The sequence below is a fragment of the Micromonospora sp. NPDC050187 genome (assembly GCF_044459745.1).
Lineage (GTDB): Bacteria > Actinomycetota > Actinomycetes > Mycobacteriales > Micromonosporaceae > Micromonospora.
On record NZ_JBITJH010000012.1, the window covers coordinates 136,363 to 152,496 of the forward strand.

The following is a 16,134-nucleotide window of genomic DNA, read 5'->3' on the forward strand; positions in this document are numbered from 1 at the left end:
TCGGCGGCGTCCCATGCCGATAGCACCGGCCGATGGGATCCCAGTGGGACCGTGTCGACTCCGGATCCCACCGGATTCCCATCGGCGTGCCCGACACTCGTTCCCGTCCATCACTGTGGGGGGAACACCTGTGTCAGGTACAACCGTGCCCGAGATCCGATATAGACAGCGCCGCCGTCGATCCCTTTTCGGCCGGGTGGTCGCCGTGGCGACCGCCGTGGTCGTCTCGCTGACCCTGGCCCAGCCGGTCCGCGCGGCCGGCGGTGTCGAGGTCAACAACCAGGAGTTGCAGAACCGGCTCTTCACCGCGTACGCCCGCCTGCACAACCCCGGCCCGAACGGGCTGCGGGACATGATGCTCAGCGCCGACCTCGTCGGGTTCCGGGAGAAGAACCCCTACGCGACGACCGAGCAGCTGCACCAGCGGATGGCGTCCATGCGGTCCTGGTACGACTCGAACCTGACCGCCCAGGACCTGGAGCGGCCGGCGTTCGACTACGCCATGAAGCTGCTCAACCTGACCACGCTGCATCCGGCTGGCGCCCAGGCCGCGCCGATCATCCGGGACCTGCTGGAGTCGACGATCGGCAAGGACATCAAGACCTGGGCCGTGACGTCCGACTACGTGGCGGGGAGCAAGTTCCAGTACACCGCCTTCAGCCAGCTCTACGCCATCCAGGACCTCGTCTGGAGCCGGGTCAACCAGCGGGGCAGCATCGACAGCGCGTTCCGGGCGGCCTGGGACGGTGCGATCGGCGCCGGTATGAACATCAGCGCCAACGCGACCACCGACCAGTTGCTGGCCGACCCGGTCATCGCCACGAACGTCAACGTCCAGGCGTTGATGGACCAGCTGACCAACAGCACCGGGTACCTCCAGGAGGGGCAGGAGCAGCTCGCCGCCAAGCTCGAACTGATCAGCGCCCAGAACGACGCCACGCTGGCGCTCATGAAGGAGCTGGACGCGAAGTACCCGGTCGCGCCGGGCGCACCGCGCCCCACCCTGGCCGAGCAGCAGAACCAGCGGGACCTCGCGGCCGAGCGGCAGAAGATCATCGACGGCGCGGCGACCGCCATCGAGATCCTCTCCACCCTGCTCGGCTTCGCCGACCCCCGGGCCGGCAAGATCGCCGCCGGGGTCGGCAAGGCGGCGGTGCAGGTCGCCACCGCGATCAACAACTTCATCCCGGCCGTGGCCGGGCTGGGTCTCGGGGAGGCCATCTTCTCGATGAGCACCCTCACCCTGACCGGGAACGTGCTGGGCGCCATCACCAGCGTGCTGCCGCTCTTCTCCGGGGTGCCGAGCCCGGAGCAGGTGATGCTGGACGAACTGGCCAAGATCCGGCAGGACATTGCCACGCTGAACACCAACATGCACAGCCGGTTCGACCGGTTGGAACAGGGCCTGACCAACCTGTACGGCGACATGATCAATCGGTTCGACGAGATGATGCAGCTGCAGAACGCCACGAACGCCCAGCTGGCGAACCTGGAGACGCAACTGCTGCGGCTCATGCCCCGGCTGGACATGTGGGGCGCCGAGATCATCAAGGGGCAGCAGGAGGACATCCTCTACGACACCAACCTGACGATGAACAAGTACATCGACTACGAGCAGCGGTACGGCCAGCCGATCCCCAGCTACAACGGCGGCGGGGACCGCTACACGGAGCCGGAGGGCATCCTCCGTACCGCCGCGACGACGCTGTCCACCCGGGCCCCGCTGACCGGCCCGAGCACCGGCTGGAGCACGACCGACCCGGTTCAGGCGCTGAACACCTGGGAGCCCAACGGCGCGCTCGGCTACCTGGAGTGGTACGCCGGCAACCAGTACGGGCTGCCCACCAGCAGCACGCTGACCAAGCCCAACCCGGCCACCTGGTCCTTCGCCGCCCGTGGCTACGGCGTGCTGGCCCTCCAGAACCCGGACTACGCCAAGCAGGTCTCGGCGACCGAGACCGCCCGGATCATCTCCACCGGGCAGGACATCCTGACCGTGAACCGGGCGCTGAGCAAGCCGAGAACGACGCCGGGTGCCGACGGCAAGCGGACCAACGTGCTCTTCACCGGGCTGACCGCCGACTACCTGAACGCGGTCGGTGACCTGCGGCTCAAGCTCACCGCCGTACGCAAGAAGTACAGTGACGACAAGGAGTACAACCTCTTCGGCCCGATCGACCAGACGATGCCGGACGCCGGCAAGCTGACCGACCCGGCGGGCGTGCAGCCGTGCAACGGTGCGCCGGGGTACCTGAGCCGGCCGAACAACATCGCGCTGACCTCGGCACCGAGCGTGTTCGCCTTCGCCCAGTACGCCCACCCGGACAAGCCGAAGGTGTCGCTCTGCTACGACGCCGGCATGGTCAACATCAAGCGCAGCTCCACCACGAAGTTCAACGTCACCAAGGCGGACCTGCGGGTGCAGATGCGGCTACGCGTGCAGTGGGGTAGCGAGGTGCGGGACTACCAGGTCCGGACCCTGACCACTGCGCTGGGCGAGATCTGCCGGGAGTACCGGGCGACCGGTGAAATCGTCTTCTGCTACGGGCTGGAGGACTACCTCGACAACTGGGACGCGGTCTACAAGCCGATGTTCGAGTCGGGTGCCACCTACTCCGGCAACGAGCAGGTCAACACGGACGTTCGGACCCGGATGACCAACTTCCTGGCCGGTCGGCAGGCGGCCTACTACGGCCAGGTGTACGACGACCTGAACAACGAGGCGTCGGACCTCCACCGCAGCAACGCCGAGGTGACCCGGGTGGTGAAGCTGCTCAAGGCGTACACCCAGCTCGGCTTCGGCCGGACGCTGACGCAGGACGACCTGCTCCACGCGGCGCTGTTCGGTGCCACCCGGATCGTCGGCGACGACAGCGACGCCAGCATCGTCAAGGACACCTTCGCCACCGCCCTCGCGGCGTACGCGAACTGCAACGCACCTGCCCGGGGGGCACCGTGCACGGCCGGTAACGGCGCCTTCGACCCGCTCGCCGGGCAGCGGCACCTGACCGACTGTGTGGCCGGCGGCTCGGAGGAGACGTGGGACCCGGTGGGCAACTGCATCGTGGCGAAGGCGAAGAGCCGGCACGGTCTGCTGACCGAACGGTACGAGGCCGCGTCGGTGCGGATCGCCAACGGCGACTACACCGAGGGGATGCCCGAGGTCGAGGCGGTCATCACCAGCCTCACCATGATCGACGCATCGGTCCGCGGTTGACCGACGGTCAGCCCGCCCACCCGAGCTGGTGGGTGGGCTGACCGGTCGCCGACCGTGATGTGAGTCTTGCCCCGGCCGGGACGCCCGATAGCGTCCCGGCCGGGTCGTTTCCGGTGCGTGCGGGTACGACGCGGGAACACCCGCACCGCGCACCGGGGCTACCGGCGGTTGCGGGTCCGGGGGACGCATGAGCTGCTGATCGCGCTGCCCTACCTGCTGGCCGTGCTCGCGTCAGCCACGTTCGTCGGCCGCGCCGCCGCGCCGGCCGCGATCGGCCGGCCGTTCGCGCGGCAGTGAGACCCGCGCCAGCAGCGGCAGAGCCGGGCGGCAGCCGCACCGGGCGCTACGAGGGCCGAGCCGGGTTGCCGGCACTGTCGCGCCCGGCCAGCGCCCGCAACTGCTCCATGAAGCCGGGCGTAGCACGCGCCTCGGCGAAGTACACAGCGTCGATCCGATCCATGATCACGACGCAGCGGCGGGCGAGGTCACGGCCCTGCGGCGTCACCATGACCCGGACGGCGCGGGCGTCGGCGGTGTCCCGGATCCGCTTCACGTGCCCGTCCCGCTCCAGGACCTTGAGGACCTGGGAGGTCATCACCGGCTCCAGGCCGGCATGGTCGGCCACGTCGCGCTGCCGGGGCGCCTCCCCGTTACGCCCCAACCACCACGTGCTGCCCAACACGAGGAACTGCACGTGCGTCATGGACATCCCGGCCAGCGCGGTCGCCACGTGGCGCTGCCAGCGCAACGTCGCATGCCGCAACAGAAACCCAGGCGTATTGCCGGCCGAATGGTGTCGCAGAGCCTCTTCCAGATCCTCCAACGGGATCGCATCCACCTCGGCCGGATCGACGGAACCGACATGCGGCGCGTCAGCTTGCGGCATCCCGGTGCCCAACCCCTGCGGACGATCTCACGGCGCCAGTCTAGTCAGCGCACCGCTGTCCAGTGGCAGTCCAGAAGCCCGGCCTCATCGGCGAACGAAAGGCGCACCGTGACACTCGTCATCGACAGCGACGGCGGGATCGACGTCGCCGCAGCGCCCCGGTGGCTGTGCGGCCAGCCCGACGTCGACCTCGCCGCGGTCACCGCCGTCGGCGGCAGCGTGCCCGCGCCGGTCGCCGCGCGCGCAATCTGCGCGTCGTCCTGGAGGCCGCCGGCCGCCCCACCGTCCCGGTCCACGTCCGGCTCGACCAGACCGCGCCGGCACCGCCGACCCGCCGACCGGTGCCGATCCACGGCCACGACGGACCCGGCGACCTCGGCCCACGGGTACCCCCGCTGCCACCACGCGCACAGCCCGGCGCGCCGGAGGTGATCGCACGCGAGGTCCCCGCCGGAGCCTGGCTACTCACGCTCGGGCCCCTGACCAACGTGGCCGCCGCCATCGGCGCCCACGCCCGCACGTCGCGGGCGCGGCTCACCCTCACGGGCGGCAGCGCCCGCGCCGGCGGCATCGCGCGGGCGGGGATCGCGGAAGCCGACGCCTTGGGTGCGGTCCCCCACAGCGGAGGCGAAACCGCCCACGACCCCTCATGCGCTGCGGCGGTGCTCGCGGTGCCCTGGGCGCAGCCGCCGCTGGTGGTCGGGCTCGACGTGACCCATACCGCGACCATGACCGACGCCGAGCTGGCCATCCTCGACCGCCGGCTCACCCCGGCAGCCGACTTCCTGGACTGTCCCCTGGCGGTGTACCGGCGCTTCGGCGCCAGCCTCTGTCCACCGGGCCGAATGCCCTGCCACGACCTGCTCGCGGCCACGGCCTGCGTGCACCCGACCCTGGTCACGGCCGAGGTCCTCCCGGTCGCCGTGCACACCGGCGGCAGCGCCGCCTGGAACCAGACCGTCGTCGACACACGCCCGCTGGCACGCAGCCGGTCCGGCCGGCCGGAGCTCCCGGCAGACGGCAACGCCGAGGCCGATGGCAACCCGGTCGTCGTGGCGGTCGACGTGGACGTCCCCCGCATCCGCCGCCTCGTCCGCGAACTCCTCGGCGACACCCCCTTGCAGGATAGTAAAGGTACGAACTAATGTCGTGGCGTGACCGTGATCGTGACTCTGCGTTAGCGGTGCTGCCGAGAAGGGGCCTGTCCAGTGACCACACCGACGATTGAAGAAGCCGCTCTAGAGTCCAGGACGGCCCTGGTCATGGGCCACGGAGGAGGCAGTGACTGCCTGGTCGCCTCCCTCGTCGCCGACTGGCTCGGCCGGCTCGGCGTACAGCGCGTCATCCTCGGCGGCGTCGCCTGCCAATGGTGGCCGCCAGCCGGTGAACAGAAGACCGCCCTGCGGATGACCGTCGGCCCGGACTTCTACCAGCCCCTCGACCTCAGCCCCGCCAAGCCGCTCGGCGCGCATGCGGTCATCGTCACTGCGAACTCGCAGATCGACGGCCGTCAGCCGCACGAGGCGACCGCCGCCCGCCACTTCGGCGGAGAAGCATTCCTCATCTCGCTGCGTGGCGGCGGTCAGGGCGTCGCCGACGGGATGCGGCAGGTCGTCGCACACTACGGCGCCGACCTGCTGGTCAGCGTCGACGTCGGCTCCGACACGCTGTCCACCGGCAACGAGATCCGACCAACCCAAACCTCGCTGGCCGACCACCTCACCCTCGCCGGCCTGCTCCAGCAGCAATGCCGCGCCTACTTCGGCCTGGCCGGATACGGCGTCGACGCCGAGATGGAGATCGAGGAGCTGGACCGCAACCTGAGCACCGCGGTCAAAGCCGGCGCGCTGCGCGGCGTCATCGCCCCCAGCTACCCGGCCATCGAGCGCGTGGGCGCGCTGCACGGCGAGGCCGACGACCCGGTCGGCAGCCTGGTGCTCAAGGCCGGCCGAGGCGAGTTCGGGCTGCACCGCACCCTCAAGAGCAACCCGTTCGGCGAGGTCGCCCGGGTCGGGCCGGCCAGCCTCCCGGTCTGGGTCTTCGACCCGCACCTGGTGGCCGACAGCGTCGCCAAACACGCCAAGCACCTGGTACCCACGACCACCCTCGACGAGGCCGTGCAGACCTACCGCTCACTGGGACGCATCCCCGAGGTCGGGCTCACCCGCTTCGTCGACTTCCAGCGCTGACCTAGGGCCACAATGAGCCCTTACGCTGGCCGGCCGGGTGGACGGGACTGTGACGGGACCTGTTGCGATCAGGCTCCTATGAGGTCACTGCCCGTCCGGCCAGCACCACTGGGTGCTGCACCGGCAGGCAGACGACAGATCAACAGCAAGGACACCCAAACCGCAGGGTCCGTCGTAAGCAAGAGTCAGGCCGCCTGACGGCCCCTCAAAGTCTCACAGTCGTAGCAGTCCGCGACGGAGCCCTAGGAGGCAAGGACGCCGCAGGAGTGCAGGGTGCGGCCGAACTCGTGCAATTCCGATCCCGGCAGTTGAGCATCCTGCGGTAATCCACTGGCTTCGATGTAGACCGTCACGTTAACGTCGTGTTTGTGATCTACGAGAGCCCCCTGGCGTACGTACTCGGACTCGAGGGCGTCGCCTTGCTCAGATCGTTCACCGGGAAGCACGACCGTGCGTTCGTCGAGGCCCGCATCGGCGAGATCCGCAAACTGCTCGACGACGAGTCCCTCGCATCCGCGGCGGTCGACGTGGCGCGGGTTGACACCGTCGAGGGCTACCGCATCTGGTCAAGCACCTACGACGACGTCCCCAACTCGGCGTTCGAGTTCGACGAGCCGGTGGTTACCGAGATCGTCGACGCCCTGCCCGCCGGCGTCGCTCTCGACGCGGCCTGCGGCACTGGCCGGTACGCGGCAGCCCTGTCCGCGCGCGGGCATCAAGTCCTCGGGGTGGACAGTTCGCCCGAGATGCTTGACCATGCCCGGCGGCGGGTTCCCAACGCGCGCTTCGAAGTCGGCGATCTGCACCGGCTGCCGGTGGCAGACGGCGCGATGGACCTCGTCGTCTGCGGCCTCGCGCTGGTCCATGTGCCGGACCTCGATCCGGTCCTCGCCGAGTTCGCCAGGGTGCTACGCCCAGGCGGCCACCTGGTCATCGCCGACGTGCACCCCGAAGGGATCGCACGTGGCTCGGTCCCCACGGTGCGGGACGCGGACGGGCGGCCCGGGCGCCTGGTCGCCTACCGACACCTGGTCGGGGACTACCTGCGTGCCGCACTACGAGCCGGCCTGCAGCCGCTGCGCTGCGAGGAACCCCGCCTACCGGTCGGCGACCCCTCCGTGGCGAGGGAGGTGCCAACTGCGGCGGACGTGGTGCGTCGATGGGATGTGTGGCCCTGGAGTCTCACAGCCCTCGTGCCCGAAGCAGCACGAGCGGCAAATGAAGGAGCACCCGCGATGCTCATCTGGCATTTCCGGGCCGCCGACTCCTGAGTCACGACCGATGCGGCGGCTCGGGTTGGTAGACCATCTCACGTGCCCCGTATCGATTCTGCCTGTTCTGCGTGAGAGTGCTCGTCCGGGCTACCGGCCTGCGACGTAGACCGTGTTGGCGGCCTCGCCGCCGGTCAGGTGGTTGGCGAATGTGACCACGTGCGCCCGCGCGGTGACGAACACCTCGCCGAGCATGGCGGTGATCCGGTCATCCGGCGGGTCGTCCGACCACAGCGCGAAGACTCCCCCAGCCCGCAGATGGCCGGCAAGCCGGCGCAGACCGGCGGGGGTATAGAACGCGCCATGGCTCGGGTGTAGAACATGTCGGGGTGAGTGGTCGATGTCGACCAGGACGGCGTCGAAGCGCCGGCCGGGCCTTTCCGGGTCGAAGCCGGCCGGGTCGTTCACCATCGCGAAGAAGTCACCCTGCGTCAGAGAGCTGCGCGGATCCCCGGTGAGCCGGCTGGCCAGTGGCAACGCACCACTTCGGTGCCAGCAGATGACCTCGCCCAGCGCCTCGACCACGGTCAGCGTCCGTACCCGCGGGTCATCCAGCACGGCTGCGGCGGTGTACCCGAGGCCGAGACCACCGACGACAACGTCGAGGTCAGTTCCGTGCAGCTCGGCCAGGGCGAGCCGGGCGAGCTCGCTCTCGGCCACCGTGAACAGGCTCGACATCAGGTATTCGTCGTTCAGTTTCACCTCGTAGACGTCGACGTTGAGTGTCGGATCAAGCCGGCGTCGCAGGCTGATGGCACCCATCGGCGTCTCACGCCAGTCGATTTCCTCGAAACGGCGTCCCACTGAATCTCCCTTGCGTTCGGCTGGTATCGGTTGCGCGGGCATGAGTTGTCCATCCGGACGCCAGGAGGAGAGCCAGGGCCATCCCGCCCCGCCCGGTGCAACCGACGGACCTCCGCCCAGTCCTCCACCCTCAGCACCTCCCGATGCTGCCAGAAGGGGGCGAAGTTCAGCCGGAACCACGGGCTCAGTTTTCCAGGCGGAGCCGACATGTGGGACGAGCTCTGCGTGGTCGGGCCGTGGTCGCACCACAGCCCCGGCTGACTGACAGGGACCGGCTGTGCTGGAGGTCGCAGGGCGGATCGTATGGCCACCACCGAGGCCGACCCAGGTGGAGCTCGGGGTCCAGGGTGAACACCGCGCCGCCGAGCAGGTAGTCGTGGTCGGCCTCGAGCGCGTCAAGCACCTCGGGTCGCGTATGTGACCACCGGTGCGCCAGGTGAGGGCCTGCTCGGGGCCGGCCTCGACCAGAACGTACGGCCAGTTCCAGTAGAGGAACACCCTCGGGGCGTGGGGAAGACGACGTCGTGGGCGCCGGTGTCGAGGTAGGCCAGCCACCACGGCTGGTCTGGGGTGGGCGTGATGAGGTTCTTGATCAGGGCATGCTCGTAGGCGGCGGCGGTGACGTCGTCGGCCTGGTACGTGGTGGCGTAGGCGTCGAAGATCGGCGGGATGGCGGTGGTGATCGAGACGCCGGCAGTGGTGTGACCAGCGATCCAGTCCACCTCGGCGGCGGCGCCGATGCGCCAACTCTGCCCGTCTCTGCTGACCTGCATACCGCCATTCAAGCCGCTGCAGCGTCGGCTGGCGTAGGAATCAGACCGGCCGTGGAACGGTGGCACCGGCGGTCCGCGCCGAAGCCTGAACCAGCACGCTCCCCGCCGACGAGACCCCGGTTCCGCCGGCCGTACCACCCTGCGCATCAAGATCAACCGGAGTCACATGGAGACTCGCTGCTCCGCGCGTGTCCGCAGGCTGATGGCCTGCGGACTTTGGTTTCCTGCCCTGCGTTTTCCGGTCGCAGCGGGGTGTTGCTGTGATCGCTTGCTGAAGATCAGCTTGGTGGGGTTCGTCCTGTTCACGTTGTGATAGGAGAGCCGCCCGGTTGCCCCCAGAATGCTGCGATCTCGGCTCGGTGCTGTGGGTCGATGCCCTGGTCGCGTACTAAGATCCCGGCGTCACGCAGTTCGCCGAGCTTCCGGAGCAGTCTGCGTCCGCCGGCTGGCGATGGTCCGCAGGAAGCCCCACGAATCCAGGGAGATACCGATGTCGGAGCCTGAGCCCGTTCAGGACGCCCACGCCGAGGATGCCGACACGACAACCACGGCCGAGACCGAGACCGAGACCGACGAGCCTGCCGTTTACGCAAATCGGGCTGCCCGGCGCGGGAAGGGCAAGGTCGCCTCGCCTCAACCGTATGGAAAGGGTCAGCGCCCCGACGGCCGGGGCTCGGTCCAGAGCCCGCGCCAGTGGGGCAACCGCCGAAGCGGCTGATCCGTTGGTGGAGCCCTTTGTCGGCACACGGCTTTGGTGTCCGCAGCGATGGTGGCGGGGAAGCAGCGCGCGAGCAGCAGGGTCTCCGTACTTCACGGCCTCAGTCAACCGAAGGATGATCATCGCGGTTTGCGCCAAGCGGATGCTTTGATATCGGGCCTGATGCGGTCGGTGCTCGTTGTGATGCGTGACGTATTCGGCCAGGGTCGTCAGCAAGTGCCGGGGGCGATCCGTCGAGGCACTCGTGCCGTACCGTGCGCACCCGTCTCTCCGCGTACGCGTTGGCCTCGGTGCTTGCGGCGGGGTACGCAGGATGTCGATGCCTTCAGAGGCAAGAACGCGGGCGCGCACTTCGCGTCGCGGTCACGGATTACCTGTTCGTGAGGGCGACAGACGGCAACGACCGGTCCGGGACATCGTCTCGCAGTGCCTGTCGGGGGCCGGCCATGGCCGGGGGAGTGGGGAGTCATTCTCCGCCGGGATGGCGATCACTGCCTATGGTGCCCCTCGCATCCAAGGGCGAGCGCTACCCTTCCACCGCTCGCTTGAGCGCCACGACACGGGCCGCGGGCTACCGACGTGACGCCCGTGAACCAAAGCCGGAGAGGCCACGATGAGCAAGCCCATCGATTACGACGCACCGCGCCGACCGGCCGATGACGTTGAAGACGACAGCCTGGAGGAACTCAAGGCGCGCGGCGCGGCGCCGCAGTCAGCAAGAGTCGACCTCGACGAGGCCGAGGCCGCCGAGAACTTCGAGCTGCCCGGCGCGGACCTGTCCGGCGAGGAACTGACCGTGGCGGTCGTGCCAATGCAGCCGGACGAGTTTCGATGCGCACGCTGCTACCTGGTGCACCACCGCAGCCAGCTCGCCACGCGGGCCGACGGCCGGGACGTCTGCCAGGAGTGCTCCTGACGTCCACTGTCAGGCAACCATTTCCCGCCACTCCGGACGCCCACCCAGCCATGCGCCGGCGAGGATCTCCGCAGACGCCCGACCCGGACAGGGGTGTAGCTTCGACCGACCTGCGATGCCGCCGGTCTGCGCCTCTACCTCCCATCGCTGGCCGTCGGTGCGGATGTAGACGTCGCGACGTCCCCGCAGACTCCGGTCCCCGTTCCACCAGTGACGCTCGATTCTCACCTGCTGACCGTATAGCACGCTTGCGGAAAGACGAACCATAATGATCTTGGGAAGACGGTCGTGTGATCGGGAGACCGCGAATTGTGGACGGAAGTTGGGAGACCTGACCGGGCTGGCACAGGACGCATCCGCGGAGCGCCGCCTTCGCGACGCCGCGCGTATGCCCTTCCCAGCGGATGTTCGGCGAGCGCATCCACGGACCGATTGAAGCGATTCAACAGCGCGCCGACGGCGACCACGTTCCATCGCCGGCGCCGAGACGGGCGGCGCCTACACCGTGCGCTGTTGCACTGGGGCGGCCACCCCGACCGGGTCACGATGGGTGCGGCGGTCGCGGGTCGCGGCAACACCCTCGACGGGGACACGTTGATCGGGATGGCCGACGCGACAACGTGCGTGAGCAAGGCCGAGCGGCGGTGCACCGCCACCGCCCGATCTGGTGGTCCAGTCGTGGAGACGTGCTGATCCACCTGCACAGGACGTCGGTACCTGCGACGCGTTGAACCGATACGGGTGGTAGCCCTTACCGACTGGGCTCCGTTGCGTCGTGATGCCCAACGAGTCGTTGGCTTCCGGTCGGCGTCACCTCGACACGGAACGGGGTGCGCAGGCGGGTCATCGCAGCCGAACTTACGTCGATGGCAGGGGTGTGGTCGAAAGCCGCATTTGCTCCCGGTGTTGCACGGAACAAATTCGAGTCATGCGCGGTTACTTCAGTCAAGAGCTGCTCCAAGTTTGCGCGCCAACGCGCGACCCACCCGCTCGCACATGCAAGCCGGGCGCGGAAAATGAGCGGGGCGGATCCGGCCGCTCGCCGGGGGCGTTGGATCCGTTTCGCTCGGCCCGTCGAACCCTAACCCAGAAAGCCATCGTGTACGGCCTGGGCCGGGGTGCGGGTAGATTGATCAACCAGTCCGCCGGTTTTCCGACCACGGCCTGCCTCTGATGTCGACCACCACGCGCCGCGACCAATCGGTCAGCGCCGTGCAGGGCGACCCCTTTCACGTTCGGAGACTCCTATGGTGGCACGCCGCCCCAGCAAGACACCCCTTGTCACACCCACCTCCTTCGCCGACCTTGGCGTGCCCGGCCACCTGGTCGCCGCGCTCGAGCAGGCGGGCATCAGCACGCCATTCCCGATCCAGGCCGCGACGCTCCCGGATTCACTCGCCGGACGCGACGTGCTGGGTCGTGGCAGGACGGGATCGGGCAAGACATACGCCTTCGCTCTCCCGGTCCTCGCCCGGCTCTCGGCCGCCACGTCTCCGCGGCTGCCGGGCCGCCCGCGCTCGCTCATACTGGCGCCCACTCGCGAGCTGGCGACCCAGATCGAAGCGACGATCGCACCGCTGGCCACCGCGCTGTCGCTGCGGACCCTGACGATCTTCGGTGGGGTGAACGCGCGGCCGCAGGTCGGTGCACTGCGTGCCGGGGTCGATATCCTCATCGCCTGTCCCGGCCGGCTCGCCGACCACGTTTCGAACGGCCACGCGATCCTCGACGCCGTCGAGGTCACGGTGCTCGACGAGGCGGACCACATGGCCGACCTGGGCTTCCTGCCGGTCGTACGGCGACTCCTCGACAAGACACCGCCCCGCTCCCAGCGGCTGCTGTTCTCGGCGACGCTCGACGCGGGCGTCGACGTCCTCGTGCGGCGGTACCTCTCCAACCCAGTCACCCACAGCGTCGACTCCGCGATGTCCCCGGTCGCCGCGATGACCCACCACGTGCTCCGGGTGCGTCACGATGACCGGCTCCCTGTCCTGATCGACCTGACGGCCGCCCCGGGGCGAACGCTCGTATTCACCCGCACCAAGCGGGGCGCCAAGAAGCTGACCAGTCAACTGGTCGCCTCAGGCGTGCCCGCCGTGGAGCTGCACGGCAACCTGGCGCAGAACGTCCGCACCCGCAATCTGGCGGCGTTCTCCGCCGGCGACGCCCGCACGCTCGTCGCGACCGACATCGCGGCGCGCGGAATCCACGTCGACGACGTAGCTCTCGTGATCCACGCCGACCCGCCCGCCGAGCACAAGGCATACCTGCACCGCTCGGGGCGGACCGCGCGTGCCGGAGCGAGCGGCACCGTCGTCACCCTGATGACCGACGACCAGGTCACCGACGTGCACGACCTCACCCGCCAGGCCGGCATCAACCCGACGATCACCCGGCTTGGGCCCGGTGACTCGCTGCTCACCGAACTCGCCCCGGGTGAGCGTCGCTTCGTGACGCCTCCCGTAGCGACGACGGCGCCACATCACGGACGAGGCCACAGCGCCACGCGGCGCCCGGATCCGCGCACAGCGACGGGCGGATCGACCGCCAGCGCAACGCGCGGGAGAGGCTCGGAAAGTCGTCGGGCGAGCGCCGCGGAAACCACGTCAGCGACACGGGGCGCGGCGGCGTTCTCTTCCGGCACGCGGGTTGGTAGCCGGCGCGGTCAGCGCTGACAGCGAAGACACCGCGCGGCGCGCCCGTGCTACGTAGCTGCGGACACGGTGTCCATCGCCGTCATGGAGGGTGTCGACAATGCGGTCATGCTCGCCGTGCCGGGCGCGATGGAAGCCGGGCTCGCCAGCTGGGTGTTCTGGGCGTCGCTGACGTTCGCCCTGGCGGTGGCGTTCGTGCTTACCGTGCCGGTGAACCGGTGGATGATCGGCCGGGGTAAAGGTCATGCCGCAGTGCACCAGTACCACCATGCCGGCCACTGACCGGCCTCCTGCCGTGGCCGGTTCAGCACATGCTGAACCGGCCAGTGGGGAGTCCACCGCCAGAGTGCTGACAAGCGATCTGCGCCACTGGGTGCATGGCCACGTTGGGTTCAGTTACGCACTGTCATGTCAAAGACGGTGATGGTGACCGCTGGTCACGGGAGCTGCTTTCCCTGTCCATGCCCTGGGCTGTGCTCCGGCACCGCGTTCAGCGTGTGTCGGGCGTAGGCGCGAAGCAGCCGACGCCGGTGAGGGCGAGGTTGCCGATGCTGCGTTTGGCCGGAGCCGTTCGAGCGCTACGAGCGCGGGCCACCTGCAGGACGGTCTACGGTGCGGGTGTCGAACCGTCGGCGGTATTCCGACGGTGAGGTGTCGAAGGCCGTAGCGAAGCTCTGCCGCAGCGTGACACTGCTGCCGAAGCCGCATGCGGCAGCGACCTGATCGATCGACAGTTCTGTCGACTCCAGCAGTCGACGGGCCTCGTCGAGGCGCTGACGCTTGACCCAGGCGGCCGGGGTGGCGCCGGTAGATGCCTGGAACGCTCGGATGAAGGTGCGCCGGCTCATGTGCGCGACGGCAGCCAGCCGCTCCACCGATAGGGGTTCTGCCAGGTGCCGCAGAGCCCAATCCATCGCGCCGGTGATCGGGTCGTCGGAGGAGTGCGGGGGTAGGGGCCGTTCGATGTACTGCGCCTGCCCGCCTTCACGGTGCGGGGCCACCACGAGATGGCGGGCCACCCGGTTGGCCGCCGCTGCGCCGAGCCTGCTGCGGACGAGGTGCAAACATGCATCGATCGCCGACGCCGTCCCGGCCGAGGTCAACACGTCGCCGTGATCGAGGTACAGCACGGAGGCATCCATGTCGACGTCGGGGTGCCGGGCGGCGAGCATGTCGACGGCCTGCCAGTGCGTTACGGCCGTGCGTCGGGACAGCAGGCCTGCATCAGCGACGGCGAAGGCCCCGAGGCACAGCCCGGCGACCGTCGCGCCGCGGCTGTGGGCTCCCGTCAGAACTCGCTGCAGCGCCGCCCCGGCAGTGCGACCGTCCTCGAACCAGGAGGGGACGATCACGACATCGGCCCCTTCGGCCGTCGCGGGTCCGCGTACCTCGCCGAGCGTGTAGCCCTCGGCGGTGCGAATCGACCCCGCGCGATCCGAGAAGAGCGTCGTCTCCCAGTTGCCCAGGCCTTGCCGAGCGACCTCGTCGAAGACGAGTTGCGGCACCGAGAGGTGGAACATCGTGATGCCGTCGAAGGCGTAGACGGCGATCCGCAGGGCGTCCTCGGACGTTGGCACGAATCCATCGTAACGCTGCACGTGTGCCAATGGTCGACGCGGTTCGCAGCCTGGAGACTCGATGCGTCGCCCACGAAGACGGCGGTAACGAGTCCAAGGAGCAGAGGCCATGACCACCCCTCGTCGCGCACTCATCCTGATCGACGTGCAGCAGGATTACTTCGGCGGCGGCCCGCTGGAGATCCAGTACCCGCCCCACGTCGAGTCGCTGCCGCAGATCACGCGCGCGATCGATGCGGCCACCGCCGCTGGCATTCCCGTTGTCGCGGTGCAGCACGCGATGGGCGAGGACGCACCCGTGTTCAACCCCACCCAGCCCGGTTTCCAGTTGCACCCGGAGGTCGAGAGCCGCCGCACGGCCGGATGGAAGTCCGTCGTCAAGCAGTACGGCACCGTCTTCGCGGGCACCGACCTGCTCGCCTGGCTGCGCGAGCGCGAGATCGACACCATCACCCTCGTCGGCTACATGACCAACAACTGCGTGCTGGCCTCCGCCGCGGAGGCCGAGACCCACGGCCTGGCTGCCGAAGTCCTCTCCGACGCCACCGGCGCGATCAACATCGCGAACGAGGCCGGCTTCGCCGACGCGAAGACGGTCCACACCACCCTGCTGGCACTGCTCAACTCGAACTTCGCCGCCGTCGCCGACACCGTGACCTGGTCCAGCGCCGTTGCCGCCGGCCGGCTGCTCCCCAAGTCCGACCTCGGCACTTCCGCCGTGCTGGGTGCGCAGCGCGCCGCGCGGGCGTAATCCACGCCCGCCCACGTCCTCGCCCGCCCGCGCGACCGGCAACGGTCGCGCGTGGCAGGGCGTAACCAACCGCTTATTCAAACTCGGCCCGAACGCCATCAGACGGTATGCACGGATCAGCGAGCCGCAACGTCTGGTGCGCGCACCGAAGTGCCGGATCCGCCCTCGTCGCCCCCTGCCGCGACCATCTACGCCACCGCCGCGAACAGGACCCGCCGTCGGCGTCACGCAACTGCTGGCGGAGATCAAAACCGGGCTACACCGGCACTCTGAACGCGTATACCAGTAGATCACCCAGGGCCGGGTCGAAGCCCATACCGCCGAGGGATCTGGCGAACGACGCCAAGCCGGTCACGTTCAACGAGCCCTGCATCCGCG

At 69.0% G+C, this 16,134-nt stretch carries 14 protein-coding genes; 9 read left to right on the plus strand and 5 right to left on the minus strand.

Annotated elements, in window-relative coordinates:
* The first annotated feature begins 205 nt into the window (after nucleotides 1–205).
* Both ACIBJE_RS19815 and ACIBJE_RS19820 read left to right on the plus strand, forming a co-directional pair.
* A complete protein-coding gene (locus ACIBJE_RS19815; protein WP_396750302.1) occupies nucleotides 206–3,217 on the plus strand; it encodes a hypothetical protein in 3,012 nt (1,003 codons plus the stop codon).
* 117 nt (nucleotides 3,218–3,334) lie between these two features.
* A complete protein-coding gene (locus ACIBJE_RS19820) occupies nucleotides 3,335–3,514 on the plus strand; it encodes a hypothetical protein (RefSeq protein ID WP_396750304.1) in 180 nt (59 codons plus the stop codon).
* Between the two features lie 46 nt (nucleotides 3,515–3,560).
* On the opposite strand, the gene ACIBJE_RS19825 is transcribed toward ACIBJE_RS19820, so the two are convergent.
* Together ACIBJE_RS19825 and ACIBJE_RS19830 are read right to left on the minus strand one after the other, a co-directional pair.
* Nucleotides 3,561–4,103: a MarR family winged helix-turn-helix transcriptional regulator gene (locus ACIBJE_RS19825; RefSeq protein WP_396750306.1), complete on the minus strand. Its 543-nt coding sequence runs from the start codon at nucleotides 4,101–4,103 to the stop codon at nucleotides 3,561–3,563.
* A gap of 44 nt (nucleotides 4,104–4,147) precedes the next feature.
* Nucleotides 4,148–4,399: a hypothetical protein gene (locus ACIBJE_RS19830; protein ID WP_396750439.1), complete on the minus strand. Its 252-nt coding sequence runs from the start codon at nucleotides 4,397–4,399 to the stop codon at nucleotides 4,148–4,150.
* Between ACIBJE_RS19830 and ACIBJE_RS19835 the strand changes: the two genes are divergently transcribed.
* The 3 genes from ACIBJE_RS19835 to ACIBJE_RS19845 all read left to right on the plus strand — a co-directional run bounded on the left by ACIBJE_RS19835 (nucleotide 4,364) and on the right by ACIBJE_RS19845 (nucleotide 7,563).
* A complete protein-coding gene (locus tag ACIBJE_RS19835; RefSeq protein WP_396750435.1) occupies nucleotides 4,364–5,248 on the plus strand; it encodes a nucleoside hydrolase in 885 nt (294 codons plus the stop codon). The genes ACIBJE_RS19830 and ACIBJE_RS19835 overlap by 36 nt on opposite strands.
* Nucleotides 5,249–5,365: 117 nt before the next feature.
* Nucleotides 5,366–6,292: a DUF1152 domain-containing protein gene (locus ACIBJE_RS19840; protein ID WP_396750308.1), complete on the plus strand. Its 927-nt coding sequence runs from the start codon at nucleotides 5,366–5,368 to the stop codon at nucleotides 6,290–6,292.
* A 368-nt stretch (nucleotides 6,293–6,660) separates the two neighbouring features.
* On the plus strand, nucleotides 6,661–7,563 hold the full coding sequence (locus ACIBJE_RS19845; protein ID WP_396750310.1) for a class I SAM-dependent methyltransferase: 903 nt from the start codon (nucleotides 6,661–6,663) through the stop codon (nucleotides 7,561–7,563).
* A gap of 90 nt (nucleotides 7,564–7,653) precedes the next feature.
* On the opposite strand, the gene ACIBJE_RS19850 is transcribed toward ACIBJE_RS19845, so the two are convergent.
* Both ACIBJE_RS19850 and ACIBJE_RS19855 read right to left on the minus strand, forming a co-directional pair.
* Entirely contained in the window at nucleotides 7,654–8,367 is a 714-nt protein-coding gene (locus tag ACIBJE_RS19850; protein ID WP_357147630.1) for a spermidine synthase, read from the minus strand.
* 395 nt (nucleotides 8,368–8,762) lie between these two features.
* Nucleotides 8,763–9,140, minus strand: coding sequence for a hypothetical protein (locus ACIBJE_RS19855; protein WP_396750312.1), 378 nt, complete (start codon nucleotides 9,138–9,140; stop codon nucleotides 8,763–8,765).
* A 1,331-nt stretch (nucleotides 9,141–10,471) separates the two neighbouring features.
* Here ACIBJE_RS19855 and ACIBJE_RS19860 point away from each other — a divergent pair.
* The 3 genes from ACIBJE_RS19860 (at nucleotide 10,472) to ACIBJE_RS19870 (ending at nucleotide 13,710) form a co-directional block, all read left to right on the plus strand.
* Nucleotides 10,472–10,774, plus strand: coding sequence for a DUF4193 domain-containing protein (locus tag ACIBJE_RS19860; RefSeq protein WP_396750314.1), 303 nt, complete (start codon nucleotides 10,472–10,474; stop codon nucleotides 10,772–10,774).
* A 1,247-nt stretch (nucleotides 10,775–12,021) separates the two neighbouring features.
* On the plus strand, nucleotides 12,022–13,449 hold the full coding sequence (locus ACIBJE_RS19865; protein WP_396750316.1) for a DEAD/DEAH box helicase: 1,428 nt from the start codon (nucleotides 12,022–12,024) through the stop codon (nucleotides 13,447–13,449).
* Nucleotides 13,450–13,497: 48 nt separating this feature from the next.
* Nucleotides 13,498–13,710 (plus strand): DUF4396 domain-containing protein, encoded by a 213-nt coding sequence (locus tag ACIBJE_RS19870; RefSeq protein WP_396750318.1) that lies wholly within the window; start codon nucleotides 13,498–13,500, stop codon nucleotides 13,708–13,710.
* Between the two features lie 296 nt (nucleotides 13,711–14,006).
* Here the strand turns inward: ACIBJE_RS19870 and ACIBJE_RS19875 are convergent, their stop codons facing one another.
* Nucleotides 14,007–15,005, minus strand: coding sequence for a GlxA family transcriptional regulator (locus ACIBJE_RS19875; protein WP_396750320.1), 999 nt, complete (start codon nucleotides 15,003–15,005; stop codon nucleotides 14,007–14,009).
* A 109-nt stretch (nucleotides 15,006–15,114) separates the two neighbouring features.
* Here ACIBJE_RS19875 and ACIBJE_RS19880 point away from each other — a divergent pair, with 109 nt between their 5' ends.
* Nucleotides 15,115–15,756: an isochorismatase family protein gene (locus ACIBJE_RS19880; RefSeq protein ID WP_396750322.1), complete on the plus strand. Its 642-nt coding sequence runs from the start codon at nucleotides 15,115–15,117 to the stop codon at nucleotides 15,754–15,756.
* Nucleotides 15,757–16,134 lie beyond the last annotated feature (378 nt).

Excerpts from the sequence above, each read along its gene's own strand:
- ACIBJE_RS19825 (WP_396750306.1), bottom strand. The coding sequence starts at position 4,103 with ATGCCGCAAGCTGACGCGCCGCATGTCGGTTCCGTCGATCCGGCCGAG.
- ACIBJE_RS19840 (WP_396750308.1), top strand. The coding sequence starts at position 5,366 with ATGGGCCACGGAGGAGGCAGTGACTGCCTGGTCGCCTCCCTCGTCGCC.
- ACIBJE_RS19855 (WP_396750312.1), bottom strand. The coding sequence starts at position 9,140 with ATGCAGGTCAGCAGAGACGGGCAGAGTTGGCGCATCGGCGCCGCCGCC.
- ACIBJE_RS19860 (WP_396750314.1), top strand. The coding sequence starts at position 10,472 with ATGAGCAAGCCCATCGATTACGACGCACCGCGCCGACCGGCCGATGAC.
- ACIBJE_RS19865 (WP_396750316.1), top strand. The coding sequence starts at position 12,022 with ATGGTGGCACGCCGCCCCAGCAAGACACCCCTTGTCACACCCACCTCC.
- ACIBJE_RS19880 (WP_396750322.1), top strand. The coding sequence starts at position 15,115 with ATGACCACCCCTCGTCGCGCACTCATCCTGATCGACGTGCAGCAGGAT.